The organism is Flavobacterium silvisoli, from assembly GCF_004329815.1.
GTDB classification, from domain to species: domain Bacteria; phylum Bacteroidota; class Bacteroidia; order Flavobacteriales; family Flavobacteriaceae; genus Flavobacterium; species Flavobacterium silvisoli.
Genome location: NZ_SJPE01000017.1, coordinates 24665 through 39231 on the forward strand (window position 1 = coordinate 24665; position 14567 = coordinate 39231).

At 38.2% G+C, this 14567-nt stretch carries 15 protein-coding genes and 1 riboswitch; of the genes, 11 read left to right on the forward strand and 4 right to left on the reverse strand.

The genetic code is table 11. From position 1 onward, the window contains the following. Positions 1 to 400 precede the first annotated feature (400 nt). From EZL74_RS11625 to EZL74_RS11640, 4 genes are all read left to right on the forward strand, one after another. Positions 401 to 922, forward strand: coding sequence for a Pycsar system effector family protein (locus tag EZL74_RS11625; protein WP_131476791.1), 522 nt, complete (start codon positions 401 to 403; stop codon positions 920 to 922). Beyond that, on the forward strand, positions 922 to 1665 hold the full coding sequence (locus tag EZL74_RS11630) for an adenylate/guanylate cyclase domain-containing protein (protein WP_131476792.1): 744 nt from the start codon (positions 922 to 924) through the stop codon (positions 1663 to 1665). Before EZL74_RS11625 ends, EZL74_RS11630 begins: the two co-directional genes overlap by 1 nt. A 206-nt stretch (positions 1666 to 1871) precedes the next feature. Further along, positions 1872 to 2168, forward strand: a complete 297-nt coding sequence (locus EZL74_RS11635; protein ID WP_131476793.1) for a nucleotidyltransferase family protein — start codon at positions 1872 to 1874, stop codon at positions 2166 to 2168. Continuing rightward, complete coding sequence (locus tag EZL74_RS11640; protein ID WP_131476794.1) at positions 2161 to 2496, forward strand: HepT-like ribonuclease domain-containing protein; 336 nt, start codon at positions 2161 to 2163, stop codon at positions 2494 to 2496. Before EZL74_RS11635 ends, EZL74_RS11640 begins: the two co-directional genes overlap by 8 nt. A gap of 356 nt (positions 2497 to 2852) precedes the next feature. On the opposite strand, the gene EZL74_RS11645 is transcribed toward EZL74_RS11640, so the two are convergent. After that, the gene (locus tag EZL74_RS11645) at positions 2853 to 4826 is read right to left on the reverse strand and encodes a TonB-dependent receptor plug domain-containing protein (protein WP_193553765.1); all 1974 of its coding nucleotides are present in this window, start codon (positions 4824 to 4826) and stop codon (positions 2853 to 2855) included. Positions 4827 to 4908: 82 nt separating this feature from the next. Then, positions 4909 to 5238: riboswitch (cobalamin riboswitch) on the reverse strand. Positions 5239 to 5317: 79 nt separating this feature from the next. Between EZL74_RS11645 and EZL74_RS11650 the strand changes: the two genes are divergently transcribed. Genes EZL74_RS11650 through EZL74_RS11665 form a run of 4 tightly spaced genes read left to right on the forward strand, consistent with a single transcriptional unit; the run spans position 5318 to position 9175 of the window. Further along, positions 5318 to 6163, forward strand: a complete 846-nt coding sequence (locus tag EZL74_RS11650; protein WP_131476795.1) for a T9SS type A sorting domain-containing protein — start codon at positions 5318 to 5320, stop codon at positions 6161 to 6163. A 56-nt stretch (positions 6164 to 6219) separates the two neighbouring features. Then, complete coding sequence (locus tag EZL74_RS11655; RefSeq protein WP_131476796.1) at positions 6220 to 7356, forward strand: ABC transporter substrate-binding protein; 1137 nt, start codon at positions 6220 to 6222, stop codon at positions 7354 to 7356. Continuing rightward, positions 7357 to 8385 carry an iron ABC transporter permease gene (locus EZL74_RS11660; protein WP_240034594.1) on the forward strand — a complete coding sequence of 343 codons (1029 nt, stop codon included), beginning with the start codon at positions 7357 to 7359 and terminating at the stop codon, positions 8383 to 8385. A 4-nt stretch (positions 8386 to 8389) separates the two neighbouring features. After that, positions 8390 to 9175: an ABC transporter ATP-binding protein gene (locus EZL74_RS11665; protein WP_131476797.1), complete on the forward strand. Its 786-nt coding sequence runs from the start codon at positions 8390 to 8392 to the stop codon at positions 9173 to 9175. Between the two features lie 7 nt (positions 9176 to 9182). Here EZL74_RS11665 and EZL74_RS11670 read toward each other — a convergent pair whose 3' ends face one another. The 3 genes from EZL74_RS11670 to EZL74_RS11680 all read right to left on the reverse strand — a co-directional run bounded on the left by EZL74_RS11670 (position 9183) and on the right by EZL74_RS11680 (position 11328). After that, positions 9183 to 9635 carry a tRNA (cytidine(34)-2'-O)-methyltransferase gene (locus EZL74_RS11670; RefSeq protein WP_131476798.1) on the reverse strand — a complete coding sequence of 151 codons (453 nt, stop codon included), beginning with the start codon at positions 9633 to 9635 and terminating at the stop codon, positions 9183 to 9185. Between the two features lie 122 nt (positions 9636 to 9757). Further along, the gene (locus tag EZL74_RS11675) at positions 9758 to 10339 is read right to left on the reverse strand and encodes a pseudouridine synthase (RefSeq protein WP_131476799.1); all 582 of its coding nucleotides are present in this window, start codon (positions 10337 to 10339) and stop codon (positions 9758 to 9760) included. 59 nt (positions 10340 to 10398) lie between these two features. Further along, positions 10399 to 11328, reverse strand: coding sequence for a DUF4476 domain-containing protein (locus EZL74_RS11680; RefSeq protein ID WP_131476800.1), 930 nt, complete (start codon positions 11326 to 11328; stop codon positions 10399 to 10401). A 143-nt stretch (positions 11329 to 11471) separates the two neighbouring features. Here EZL74_RS11680 and rmuC point away from each other — a divergent pair, with 143 nt between their 5' ends. The 3 genes from rmuC (at position 11472) to EZL74_RS11695 (ending at position 14565) form a co-directional block, all read left to right on the forward strand. After that, the gene (gene rmuC / locus EZL74_RS11685) at positions 11472 to 12794 is read left to right on the forward strand and encodes a DNA recombination protein RmuC (RefSeq protein WP_131476801.1); all 1323 of its coding nucleotides are present in this window, start codon (positions 11472 to 11474) and stop codon (positions 12792 to 12794) included. Then, complete coding sequence (locus tag EZL74_RS11690; RefSeq protein WP_131476802.1) at positions 12787 to 13335, forward strand: acyl-CoA thioesterase; 549 nt, start codon at positions 12787 to 12789, stop codon at positions 13333 to 13335. Before rmuC ends, EZL74_RS11690 begins: the two co-directional genes overlap by 8 nt. Before the next feature lie 111 nt (positions 13336 to 13446). After that, entirely contained in the window at positions 13447 to 14565 is a 1119-nt protein-coding gene (locus EZL74_RS11695) for a hypothetical protein (RefSeq protein ID WP_131476803.1), read from the forward strand. Positions 14566 to 14567: the final 2 nt, after the last annotated feature.

The window sequence follows — 14567 nt, forward strand, 5'->3', positions numbered from 1 at the left end:
CACCACGTTTTACTCCTGAAATTATTTTTGATTGTGCTCTAACGGGGGAACGCGTCACTTGGGCGGGGAAACGCTTCTCTCGGGTGGGGAATCGCTTCTCTCGGGCGGGGAATCGCTTCTCTAGGGCGGGGAATCGCGTCTCTCGGGTGGGGAATCGCTTCTCTAGGGCGGGGAATCGCTTCTCTCGGGTGGGGAAACGTGATGTTATAGCGTTCGGAGGATATTTACGGGTATTTTTTGTGTTTGCTCTTTTGAGCGGTGATTTTTGCCGATGGTCTATTTGTAGGGCTTGTTTTAATCTTTTTTGTACTCTTTTTTATATATTTCGTGTTTAAATGCTGAGACTGTTATATATAGTTGGAGGTGTTTGTTTGTTAGTGGCAATACTAAACCCCTAAACATGAAAACAATCGATTATTTGGAGAAACAATATGGTCATGCTTTTGAAATGCTCAAATTTGGTGAAGCGAAAAATATTGCGTTAATCGCATTCAACGGAGCAATTATTGTTGGTATTTCAAAATTAATTACAGACACGATTAACCCTTATTTAAGCTACTATTTATATTATGCTATAGCGATGTCTTGTATTACAATATTCATTAGCTTCTCTGCCTTGGTTGCTAAAATCAAACATTCGCCAAATAATATGTCACTTCATCGCAGCAATAATCTGCTCTTTTATGCAACCCTCGCACACATGACTGATGATGAACTAATAAAAAAAATTTCCGAATCGTACGAATGTGAACGTTCAAACGAAAATCACGAAAAAGATTTAGCAAATCAAGTAATCATAACTAGTCAAATTGCTGCGCGAAAATTTAAATTATACAATATTGCGATTACAATAATGTTTATGGGATTATTAACACCTCTGAGTTATATAATTTATAAACTCTTTTTAGATCAAGACAAATAATGGCACTTAAAAATGACATAACACAAAAGGTAAAAGACATTTTAGACAGTGATTTTACCACAGAAGACATCAATTACGTTCCAGAAATCGGAGATAGTAAATTAACTTTTGGAAACAAAGGTTTACAGTTTGAGGCTACTGTTTTATATATAGACTTAAGAGATTCAACCAAGATTTTAAATAAGCATAATAAGACAACTATTGCTAAAATTCATAAAGCTTATTTATTTACCACTGTAAAAATAGCTACTTCGCTTGGCGGAGAAGTTCGAAGTTTTAATGGTGATAGTGTACTTGCTTTTTTTCAAGGAACAACTAAAACTACATTAAGTAATGCCGTAAAAGCTGCGATGCAAATTAGATATATGATTGCTCATTCAGAATCAGGCATCAATACTTTATTAGCGAAATACTCTGCTGTAGATTTTGGCATTGGTTTAGACGATGGAAAGATTTTATGTGTAAAAGTAGGTGTTGGTGGAGATGCCAATACTAAAGATTTGATATGGATTGGTAATCCAGTAAATAAATCTGTTGTCATTAGTGATGAATGTAAAGCGTCAGAATATATTGGGATTTCAAGTTATGTTTATAGCAATTTGAATGACGATGTAAAATATGGAACACAGAAAAATTACTTTGGTCAAGATGTGAAAGTAGATATGTGGACAGCATATAGAGTACTTTACAATGGAAGTTACGAAACATTTTATAAAACAAGTTGGTATTGGACAGTTCCATAAGAGTACTGCTGCTAACAGTGGTTTTACGCTATAGCTAGTTTTGTGGTAAGTTCACGTTTGCATTTTGCAAGAATTTTTACCTTTAAAAGAAAATAGTCGGTTCCGAAGTTTACAAGCTCGCCAAGCGCCGGAACGTTAGCACTAATTTTTGACCACCAAAGTTTTCAAAAGACAAACTTTTGTATATTTGAAAAAAAAGTTTCAAAATGACAACCAGAGAGAACATATTAAAAACGCTAAAATCAAATAAGCTGCAACTAACGAAGTTTGGCATTCGTAGTGTTGGCCTTTTTGGTTCATACATTCGTGGTGAACAATCTAGCGAAAGTGATATTGATTTGCTGATTGACTTTGAACCTGAAAAAGAAAATTTTGACAACTTTATGGCGGTTTGCGATTTATTTGAAAAAATATTCAAAAACGAAAAAATTGAAGTTGTTACCAAAAATGGCTTAAGTCCATATATTGGCCCAAAAATATTAAATGAAGTTCAGTATGTCTAAAGAGCCGAAAGAATACTTGAGACATATTAACGATGAATGTTTGTATATCATTTCAGTAAGTAAAGATCTGAAATACGAAGATTTCCTAGACGACGAAACTCTGAAAAGAGCTGTTGTGAGAAGTCTGGAAATTATTGGAGAAGCTACAAAGAAAATACCTGCTGATGTAAAAGTAAAATGGAATACCATCCAATGGAAAAACATGGCAGGAATGAGAGATAGGTTGATTCACGATTACATGGGTGTTAATTATACTATTGTTTGGGATGTAATGAAAAACAAGATTCCGGACATGAATAAACAGATTTCTAAATTTCTAACCGAATAATAAAAACTAGTGCTAACAACCGTTTCTCGCAATTGCGAGTTTTGTGGTAAGTTCTCTTTTTGGTATTACGCATCGGGTATACTCCTGTGACCGGATGCGGTGGTGCTTAGGTACTGTACTTTATTGAAAAATCACTTGAACTGACGGTTTTTTTGGTGTTGGGTTTTCGATACAATTTTTACTTCGTAAAAATCACTCAAACTGACGGGCTTATTGTTGATGGGTTTCAATACCATTTTTACTTTGTGAAAATCACTCAAACTGACGGGGTTATTGTTGATATGATTGTTTGAACTGATGAGCTTTGGGTGGCGGTTATTAAAAAAGGCCAACCTTTCGGTTAGCCTTTTTCTGAATTACAAAATGATGTTTAACCCAATTTTGAAATTTCTGCCTCGGGTGGAATACCCTATATTTTCGGTGAAGTCTTTGTTGAATATATTGGTAGCGGCTCCGAAAACCGTAAGTCGGTTTTTGATTAGTGTGTATTTTACCAAAGCGTTTAGGAGTTGGTATGAATCTAATTGGACCTGGCTGGTGCCGAAGGTATTGCCGTCAAAAAAGGCGTCGTTGCGCGCGTCAAAGTACTGGTAACTTACATTAAAAAAGGTTCGGGTTGTTGGTTGGTACTCTACTCCTGCGTTGACTTTGTGCTTAGGGATTAATCGGTCTAAGGCTTTGTCGACTTGCGTGAAGGTGTAGTTTCCGCTGATTTTTAGTTTTGAAGTGAGGTTGATGATCAAATCGGTTTCCAGTCCTTTGGCTTTATTTTTTCCGTCGATATTGATGTAATAACCCTGAAAGTTGGTGCTGTCGTAGTAGAAATCGAAAGAGTTTTTTTGGTCGCGGTAGAACCCAACGGCATTCAGTTTGATTTTCTTGTCTGCCAATTCGGTTTCAAAACCGGCTTCGATGGTGGTATTTTCCTCGGGGGTTAGCTTGGTGTTTCCGTACTCTGAATAGAGCTGGTACAAACTTGGCGTAATATAGGCGGTGCTGTATGAAGCCAACACTTTGAGAGGAAAGGCCGTAGGGAAGTTGAATGAGGGATTGATATTGAAAACGGTGTGGTTGCCATACTCGCTGTGGATGTTGAGACGCGAGCCTAAATTAAGATTGAGTCCAAAAGGAGCGTCGTAGACCAATGTGAGGTAAGGGTCAATCATATTGAAACGCGTATCCTCGCGGTTGATGGTGCTGTAGGGAGTGTGGCTGGCCATGTCGTGAAACTGGAAATTGGTACCAGCCACAACAAAAAAGGTGTTGCTGAATTTGTACTTATTGAAGGCATCAACCACGGCGCTGCGGGACTCGTAGAGGGAATAATCGGTTCCGGAAGTGTAGGAATTGAACTCGCTGTAATCGCGTTTGATTTTGGTAAAGCCCGAATTGATGTTAAGCTCTCCTTTGTTGTACTTGTACTTAGGAGCGAAACCAAAGCGAAACTGCTCTGAAGCGGTCTTGTTTAAAGCCACATCATTAAAGCCGGTATTGTCAAAAGGCTGATCGTAGTTGTTGCTGATTTTGTCGTAGTTGCCAAAAAAATCGAGGGTGAGTTTACGGGTGGCGTTATACCCGAATTTGGTTAAGATGTTTTGTCTTGAGAAACTGTCGGGTTCGTAGTTTTCGCCGGCAATTTGAGACATCCCTTTGGTTTCAGTGCTGTTCAGACCGGCAAAGAAGTTAACCTTTTGGTATTGGCCGTTGACCGAAAACCCCTGATTGAAATCCTGACCGTTGTATTTGTGATTGTCGGCTGTGTTATTAGAGCCTATATTAACATAAGCAGTGCCTTGAAGAGGTTGCTTGCCTGCTTTTTTGAGGGTGATGTTGATGACTCCGGTAGCGGCACCCGTACCGTACAGTGTACTGGCTGCTCCTTTCATAACCTCGATGCGCTCGATTTGTTCTACGGGAAGCAAACGCAAATCGTATTCTAAACTGATGCCGGAAGCATCGGTCACGGGAATACCATCAATAAGGATAAGTATCTGACGGTTTTTGCCTCCGCGGATGTAATAGCCGAGATTCTTACCGTTGGCAGACTGGTTGCCGTTAATTTCGACCCCGGCTACCTGTGAGAGAACGTTGGCTAAATTTTGGCCGGCTTTGTTTTCGAGGTCTTTGGCCGTAATGACTTCGATAACTTTTCCTGATTTTTCTTTGCTTTGAGCAAACTTGGTATCAGAAATGACTACCTCATCTAAAATTTCAATTCCTGTAGCTTTGTCTACAAAATCATACTTTGGTTTAGAAGACTCTTTTACCTGTGCATAGGCACAAGTACTCAGCATGGCGATGAATGCCGCTGCTTTGACTGTTTTTTTCATTTTTAGTTAAACACTAAATTTAATACTGCTGGGAGAAAAGCATAGAATTTACCCATACCCAAACCTTTTTTCCCGAAAGTTTGTTACTCTGATGAATTAGGCAGGTCTCCTGGCTTGCGTCTTGTTGTTTACCTTCCCATCCGGATTTGAGATTTTCAGATTAAGGATTTAAAAAAACCCAATTTCTGATTCTAAATACTTAAATTCCAAGACAGTGGTGTTGTAGTTAACAACAAGCTTGATAGCTTACAGTTGCGGGAACAGCTCAGGATTTTTGATTTTTGAATGTTGACTTTTGATTTCAGAACACTTCTGAAATCTTAAATCGTTACTCTTCAATCTTCAATCACCTGATTCCCTTTTAATGCGATTTTGAAAAACAGAAATCGCAACCTTAATTCGGGCGCAAATATAGAATAGAAAAATAAATAACCAATAGCTTTGAATCTGAAACTTTTTCTTATATTTATACTATCTTAAAATAGATTTTTATGAAAAAATTAATCCTCACTTTCATAATTTTAATGTGTTCTCATTCCTATGCTACTCGTGTACAAATTGATTTTGCAGACAATTTTTACATTGGTGTATCGGGTCAAAACATCATGTATCCACAAGAAGGAACTGCAACTAGTAATGCTGAAATAAATGAAATTTTTTCCAATCACGGTATAAGTCATTGTGCTGAAAGCTATAGAAATCACAGTATAATATTTGCAGATTATATTGGTACAAATCTGGTCGGTTTTACCAATGACCTTTTAGCGAATGCTAATGTCACACGAGTAAGAAATTGCTATAGTGATCCAAATATAGGAGGGTATTCCTATGCGGACACCTTAGGAATTATGCTTTTAACTGCTACCGACGGAAATCCAACGGGGGTTAATGGAAATATTATAGTTACCAACAATGCTTCACTTAATGCACTATTCCAAACCTATCAGGTGACAGCAATGACACTATCTATTCCTAACTCTGTGTATTATGAAATTTACTTTGAGGGGGATATTACCGGTTTGAAAGAAGCGTTAGACGGACTTGATTTGGTTATAAACAGTACTTGGCAGGTTTGGGTTCCTATGTTGAGCAATCCTGATTTTAGCGCTGTCAATACGCTTATTTACCCCAATCCTTTTTCAACGACTTTCAACATCGAAACCGAACAGTCGATTAAGCAATTCAACATTATTGACGTGACCGGAAAAAAAGTAGTAAATACCTTTTCAAAAAATGAATTTGATACACAAACATCGCAATTGAGTTCGGGCATGTATATCCTAAACCTTCAATTTGAAAACGGTCAAACTGTTAATCATAAATTAGTCAAAAAATAAAAATTTATTTTTTCTGTGTTTCGCTTTACCTTTGCCCCACATGCAAAATGGTATCTATGAAATATTGCCCATCACAACTTTTACTATCATTTTTTTTAATTTCTTTTTTGGGTTGCAAAACCGAAACAAAACCGGAAATAGCCTTTCCTGTAAAAAATGAAATCGTCTACGCCAAAGGGTTTTCCATTAAAAACTATAGTGGGTATTCCATTATAACCGTAAAAAATCCGTGGCCAAAAGCAACCAAAACCTATACGTACATCCTCAAAGAAAAAAACGGAATCGTTCCTGACAGTTTGAAACAAAACGTTACGATTGCTGTTCCGATAAAGACTATCGTAGTTACCTCAACCACGCATATTCCTTCGTTGGAAATGCTAGACGAAGTGAACTCACTGGTAGGTTTTCCGCATACGGATTATATTTCTTCGGAAAAAGTAAGGGCCCGAATTGAAGCCGGAAAAGTCAAAGAACTGGGCATGAACCAAAACCTCAACACGGAAGTTTTGCTTGATTTACAACCCAATATCATCATTGGTTATGGCATTGACAACAACAATCCTACGCTGGACAATTTGGAAAAAAGCGGGTTAAAAGTAATGCTGAACGGCGATTGGAATGAAGAAACCCCATTGGGCAAAGCTGAGTGGATTAAGTTTTTCGGAGCTTTATACGGCAAGCAAAAACAGGCCAACACCTTGTTTTCAAAAATTGAAAAAGACTATTTAAAGACGATTGAAATAGCGAAAAATGCTGCCACTACGCCAACCATTTTAGCCGGTGATATGTTTGAAGACCGATGGTATTTGCCGAAAGGGAGCAGTTGGGGAAGCTTGTTGCTGAAAGAAGCTAATTCAAATTATCTGTGGCAGGAAACCACCGGTACCGGTAGTTTGTCGTTGTCGTTTGAAACTGTTTTTGAAAAAGCTAAAGATGCAGATGTGTGGTTTACCTCGGGTCAGTTTTCTTCGTTAAAAGAAATGACGGATAAGAATCCGCATTATGCCCAATTTAAAGCTTTTGGGAATAAAAATGTGTATTCGTTCAATGCAAGAAAGGGCAAAACAGGCGGTATTTTGTATTATGAATTGGCACCAAACCGTCCGGATATAGTGTTGAAAGACATTGTTAAAATTCTGCATCCTGAGTTGTTGCCCAGTTACAAACCTTTTTTCTTTGAAAAATTACGCTAGTTGAAAAACCAAAACCGAAATACCTTTCTTTTTGCCCTGCTGTCATTCACTTTGTTGGCCGCTATGCTGTTGAATATTGCCGAAGGACAGGTTGCCATACCCATTAAAGAAGTTTTTAAAAGTTTGTTTGGAGGACAGGCTTCAAAAGACACCTGGGAATACATCATCGTAAATTTCAGATTACCCAAAGCTATTACCGCCATATTAGTAGGTATAGGCCTATCGGTAAGCGGGTTGTTGATGCAGACGCTTTTCAGGAATCCGCTGGCCGGCCCTTATGTGTTGGGACTGAGTTCGGGTTCGAGTTTGGGAGTGGCCTTTGTGATTTTGGGAGCGGGTATGTTGCCGGCGGTTTTTTCGCAATTTATGTTGTCGTCGTATGGTATTATATTGGCTTCGTGCTTGGGAAGTTTATTGGTTTTACTACTGATTTTGATTGTATCACAACGGTTGCGCGATACTATGTCGATATTGATTGTAGGGTTGATGTTCAGCAGTTTTACCGGAGCTATTGTAAGTGTGTTTACTTATTTCAGTTCGGCCGAACAATTGCAGAAATATACCTTTTGGTCGATGGGTAGCATTGGTAATTTATCGTGGCAAAACATTGTTATACTGACCATCTGTGTTATTGTTGGATTGCTAATAAGTGTGGCATCGTTAAAACCTTTGGATGCTTTGTTGCTGGGAGAAAATTATGCTAAAAGCATGGGATTGAACCTGCAACGGACCAGGTATATCATTATTTTGGCCACCAGTATTTTGGCCGGGAGCATCACTGCTTTTGCCGGTCCGATAGCGTTTGTGGGATTGGCGGTTCCGCATTTGGCCAAATTGTTATTCCACACGAGTAATCACAAGATTTTGTTTTTCGGTACAGTAATCCAAGGGGCAATTATCATGCTTTTTTGCGACACGGTAGCGCAAATGCCGGGTTTTGATTTTACTTTGCCTATCAATGCCATTACTTCAATCATAGGGGCACCGGTGGTGATTTGGTTAATTGTTAAAAAGAAAAGTATTCAGTAAAAGAATGAGTCTTCACACCAACATACTTCAAACTTCAAATTTAACCATAGGCTATACGTCTAAGAAGGGTAAAAATACCATTGCTGAACATTTGAATTTAAAATTAGAGCAAGGACAATTGGTTTCACTGGTGGGCGGAAACGGCATCGGGAAATCGACATTACTTCGAACCTTGACCGGCATACAGAAACCTCTGGCCGGCAAAGTGATGCTAAACGAAAAAGAAATCCATTCGTATGAAGCTACAGATCTGGCTCAAAATTTAAGTTTGGTTTTGACCGAAAAACTTCCTCCGAGCAACCTGACTGTTTTTGAGCTGATTGCTTTGGGCAGACAGCCTTATACAAATTGGTTGGGAAAACTTTCGGGCATTGATTATGAAAAAATAACCCAAGCCGTTGAACTGACGCATATTGAACATTTGCTCAACAAAAAGCATCACGAAATAAGCGACGGACAACTTCAAATTGTACTGATAGCAAGAGCTTTGGCACAAGACACACCTCTGATTATATTGGATGAACCGACAACGCATTTGGATTTGTTGCACAAGGTTTCGGTGTTTAAGCTTCTGAAAAAACTATCGCTGGAAACCAGAAAATGCATTTTATTTTCGACTCACGATATTGACTTGGCGATACAACTCTCCGACGAAATGATAGTGATGACCGAGGCCTCAGTGGTTCAGGACCAACCGTGTAATTTAATTTCGAAGGGAGTTTTCAATACTCTTTTCAAAGATGCCTCAATTGTTTTTGATGGTGAGAAAGGGAGGTTTGTTGTTAATTAACAATTGCTTATTTGATTGATAATTGTCTTTTAGCTTCGCCTACCACAAACGCAACCGAATTCGCAATATTATAACTGCGAATCCGTTTTGACATTGGGATTGTTAAATGATTTTCGAATTGATCTAAAACTTCTTTGCTCAACCCTACGCTTTCTTTGCCAAAAACCAGCCAGTCTTCGTCCTGGAATTCTGCTTCATAAATAGATTTTTCGGCATGAGAACTCATCAGAAATACTCTTGACTTATCGCTGATTTGAGCTATCCACTGTGCTACATTGTCGTATTCTTTCCAGTCGAGGTGTACCCAATAATCGAGTCCGGAACGCTTGAGATTTTTATCGGTAATTTCAAACCCATAGGGTTTTATGAGGTGCAATCTGTTTTCGGTGCCCACACACAAACGACCAATATTACCGGTATTGTTGGGGATTTCGGGTTCTACTAAAACGATGTTAAGCATTTTTAGGTGGTTGGATTATTAGATTATTAGATTGTTGGATTATTAGATTGTTGGATTATTAGATTGTTGGATTATTAGATTGTTGGATTATTGGATTGTAATATTTTTAGATTTCTGATTATCTAAAAGCTAAGCGTATCAAAGTTGTCGACTTCAATTACTTGTCCGGCTTTGAGTTGCAAAGATAGAGTTCCTACCCGAATCCTGATGAGTCGAAGTGTTGGAAATCCTACGGCAGCAGTCATTTTTCGCACTTGCCGAAATTTGCCTTCGGTTACAGTGACGGAAATCCAACTGGTGGGCCCGTGGCGTTCATTGCGGATTCTTCTCCCCTCACCTATATATTTCGGAAGCTCAGTAACAATATGGGCTTCGCATTTTTTGGTGGTATAACGAATGCCTTTGAAACCAATTTCGACACCTTGTTTTAATTGCTCTATTGCTTCCTGACTGATTAGCCCGTCAACCTGAGCGTAGTACTCTTTTTCGACTGTTTTGCTTCTTACCTTTTCGCTCATCATGCCATCTGTAGTGAGCAGTAAGAGGCCTTCGGAGTCTTCGTCTAAACGGCCAATAGCCATCGTTCCCTTGGGAAAATTATAGAGTTCACCCAGCAACTTTTTATGTCGCTTTTTTTCGTAAACAAACTGACTTAAATAGCCGTGGGGTTTGTGAAGCAGGAAGTGGCGGTGCGTTTCTTTCATTTAACAAAAATAAAAAGACCATCCAATCCGGACGGTCTTTTTTATCAATATGACCTTATTTATTGACGACTTTGAACGTAATCAGACAAAGCTTCCGCATTGGAACTGAATGAGAATATACCGTTTAATTTGAAATAATTTTTAGGCTCGGTGCAATAATCATATGCGAACTTAGTGAACTCCAATTTATTGTCCTCAAAACTAAACGTATTAGCCATTTGCATGATTTGGTCGACATTCAAACAGTTGGCTGTTACTACCTGCTTGGCTGTTTTCAACTTAGCATCTTCGAAACTCTGTTTTTTTATAGTAGCTAAAGCAGCACTGAAATTTCCGGCTGACATAGCATATTTTCCGCCACAGCCTCTAACCGGTTCCTCATCGTGATGATGACCCGAAGAAGAGGAAGTGTGCGTGGTGGTAGTGGTTGTGGTTTGAGTAACGGCTCCACCTCCCATATTATCATTGATGGTAACCCCCATGCTGATGCCGCCCATGTTAACTCCCACATTTACGCCGTTAGTTTGCGTAGTAGTGGTAGTGGTTTGCGAAACACTACCGGTAACCGGTGGCGGCGCAGGCTGACCATAATGAATTACATGAACATTTGAGGCCGGAATAAAGTTAGGCTGCACCGGAATGGATGAATAATAATTCATCTTCATCTTTGTTTTGTTGTTCTTATCTCTTTTGATTTTGTAAGTCACATCCGAAAATACTCCGTCAACATCGGTTAACATCAAATTGTTTTTGGTAATGTCCTGTAGTGATTGATCGGCAAACTTAATCTTGGCGTTGTAATAAGGTTGGTTTAAATCCTCTACTCTCAGGTTTGTTTGTGGGGTGTCGTTAATTACTTCACCATTGAGAATTAATGTAAATTTATCTCCGTCTTCGGAAAAAATTGTTAAGTGTCCCACAGGACCCAGTTGTCCGAAAGACAATGTTGAAATAAATAAAACTGCTAAAAAAGTAATTTTTTTGATCATTGGTTAATAGTGTTAAAGGTTTGTTTTATGCTATCAGATTTCTGCATTTTCAAAAACGGTGCCAAATTAAAAAACATTTTGAAATGACCATGAGTTTTTTGGTCAAATCTGATTATATTTAGACTCTTTATTTTATTACTTTTATGAACGATACCATATTGATAATAGGAGTTTTTATACTTGCCCTATTTATTGGAATTTATTTAGGAAAAACATTATTTGCCGCAAATTCGAAATCGGAAAAAGCTTCTTTGGAGGAGAAAATAAACGGATTGCTGCAACAAATTGAGCAATTCAAAAATCAGGTTAGTCAAACCATTCAGGAACGGGAAGCCATTCGCGCCGAGAAAGAGGCTTTAGCCATTCAATTATCGAAAAAGGAAACTGATTTTGAAAATCTTTGGGAACGCAACAAAGAGCAAAAGGCAGAAGTGGAACAACTTCAGGAAAAATTCACCAAAGAATTTGAAAATTTGGCCAACAAAATTTTGGAGGAGAAAACCACCAAATTTACCGAACAAAATAAAGAAAACCTCAAAAATATCTTAACTCCGCTACAGGATAAAATTCAACTTTTTGAAAAGAAAGTAGAAGACACTCACAAAGAAAGCATTGATTATCATGCTGCGTTACGCCAACAAATTTTGGGCTTACGCGAAATGAACGAACAAATGAGCAAAGAAACCCTGAATCTGACCAAAGCTCTCAAAGGCGACAGCAAAATGCAGGGGAACTGGGGTGAGTTGATTTTGGAACGGGTATTGGAAAAGTCGGGCTTAGAGAAAGGCCGGGAATATGAAGTACAACAAAGTTTTGTAACCGAAGAGGGCAACCGCTTATTTCCGGATGTGGTGATTAATTTGCCCGACGGCAAAAAAATGATAGTGGATTCGAAGGTAACTTTAACTGCCTACGAGCGCTATATTAATGAAGAAGACGATGAAGCAAAGACTCAACATTTGAAAGAACACGTTACCGCATTAAAACGTCATGTAGACCAACTAAGCGAAAAAAATTATCAGGATTTATACCAAATGGAAAGTCCGGATTTTGTGTTGTTATTCGTTCCGATTGAATCGGCTTTTGCTTTGGCTTTGAATGAAGATACTACACTTTACAACAAAGCTTTTGAGAAAAACATCGTAATCGTCACCCCTTCTACTCTTTTGGCCACATTGCGCACCATTGACAGTATGTGGACCAACCAAAAACAGCAGGAAAACGCCTTAGAAATAGCGCGTCAGGCCGGGGCTTTATACGATAAGTTTGAAGGTTTTGTTTCCGATTTGGTGAAAATAGGAAAGAAAATGGATGAAGCGAAAGTAGAATACCAAGGCGCTATGAACAAACTTGTTGACGGAAAGGGCAACCTCGTAACCAGTGTAGAAAAGTTGAAAAAAATGGGAGCCAAAGCTAAAAAATCATTACCCGATAATATTTTAACCCGAGCTGAAAAAGATGAGTGAATTATTTAAAACCGTAAAATCATCACAAATTACCATTTCGCAGTTGATGTTGCCCTCGCATACCAACTTTAGCGGCAAAATTCACGGTGGTTATCTGTTATCTCTTTTAGACCAAATTGCTTTTGCCTGTGCTTCAAAATTTTCGGGGCATTACTGCGTAACTGCTTCTGTAGATACAGTAGATTTTTTGAATCCGATTGAAGTTGGAGAGTTGGTAACCCTGAAAGCCAGCGTAAATTATGTAGGCAGAAGCTCGATGATTATAGGAATTCGGGTAGAAGCCGAGAATATTCAAACCGGAAAAGTAAAGCATTGCAATTCGAGTTACTTTACGATGGTTGCTAAAGATGACAACGGAACAAACACAGAAGTTCCCGGATTGATTTTATCAAACGAAGAAGAAGTAAGACGTTTTTGCAATTGCATTAAGATGATTTCGTTGAAAAAAGACAGAAATCAGCATGAAGAATCTTTTGATTACAAATCGGAATCTGCCTTGGAACAATTAAAAACGTACAGAATTAAGCTAAATGCTTTTTAAGAATATAACTGAATAATATTCATTAAAAATAAGTTTTTATTAACAGCACCAAACTATTTAATAGTATTTTATAAAAAATTTGCTATTTTTGGTTTGCATTATTAAAAACTTATGAAAAAACACTACCTACTACTTCCTTTTGCACTTTTATCAATAATACTATTTTGGGCTTGTTCTGATACCGATGACGAATACATTCCCGTTTCGCCGGTTACGGTTGATTTGACTCAGGTTCCTTATGCGAAGTTATCTGATTACAAATTTTTCGTTGGTGAAATGAAAAATCAGATTCCTGCCCTGAATGTTCTACCTTACGAACCCGCCAGTGGTCTTTTTACAGATTACGCACACAAAAAAAGATTTGTATGGATGCCCGAAGGGACTAAAGGAACTTTTGTTGCTGACGGTAAAATTTTAGAATTACCTGTGGGTGCTGCTTTAATCAAAACTTTTTATTACGATAATGTACAGCCTTCGAATACTACCCGCATCATAGAAACCCGTTTGATGATCAGAAAAACAACGGGATGGATTTTTGCCGATTATGTTTGGAATGAAGATCAAACAGAGGCTTATTTAGATTTGAACGGCAGCAATGTAGCACTAAGCTGGAAGGACGAAAATGACATTATTAAAAGTGCTAATTACAGAATTCCGAACGAAGTTCAGTGTAATGTTTGTCACAAATATAAAGAGACCATTGATAACAATTACGTTGAAAGACACGAACCCATTGGAATAAAGCCTCAAAATTTGAATTTCAATTTCAATTATGGCACAGAAACCAAAAATCAATTGACAAAATGGATTGAGGTGGGTTATTTGGCAAATAATTTCAGTTTGCCCAGTATTCAAAATACCGTTGTTAATTACAATGACACCAGTAAACCGCTGGAATTAAGAGTTCGTTCGTATTTTGATATCAATTGTGCTCATTGTCATAATGCTAACGGACATTGTGATTACAGACCTATGCGATTCCCTTTTTCTGAAACAGAAAACAATCTTGCTAATATGGGTGTTTGTGTAGACACACAGGACACACAAGATTTTCCACCTGCCTTGAGTAAAATAATTACACCAGGGAATCCGGACCGGTCTATGTTGTATTATCGATTAGACACTGATAATGAAAATTACAGAATGCCTCTGCATGGAAGAACACTCATTCATACTGAAGGTGTTGAACTTATTGGTAACTGGATAAATTCGTTACAAACTTGTCCGTAGAA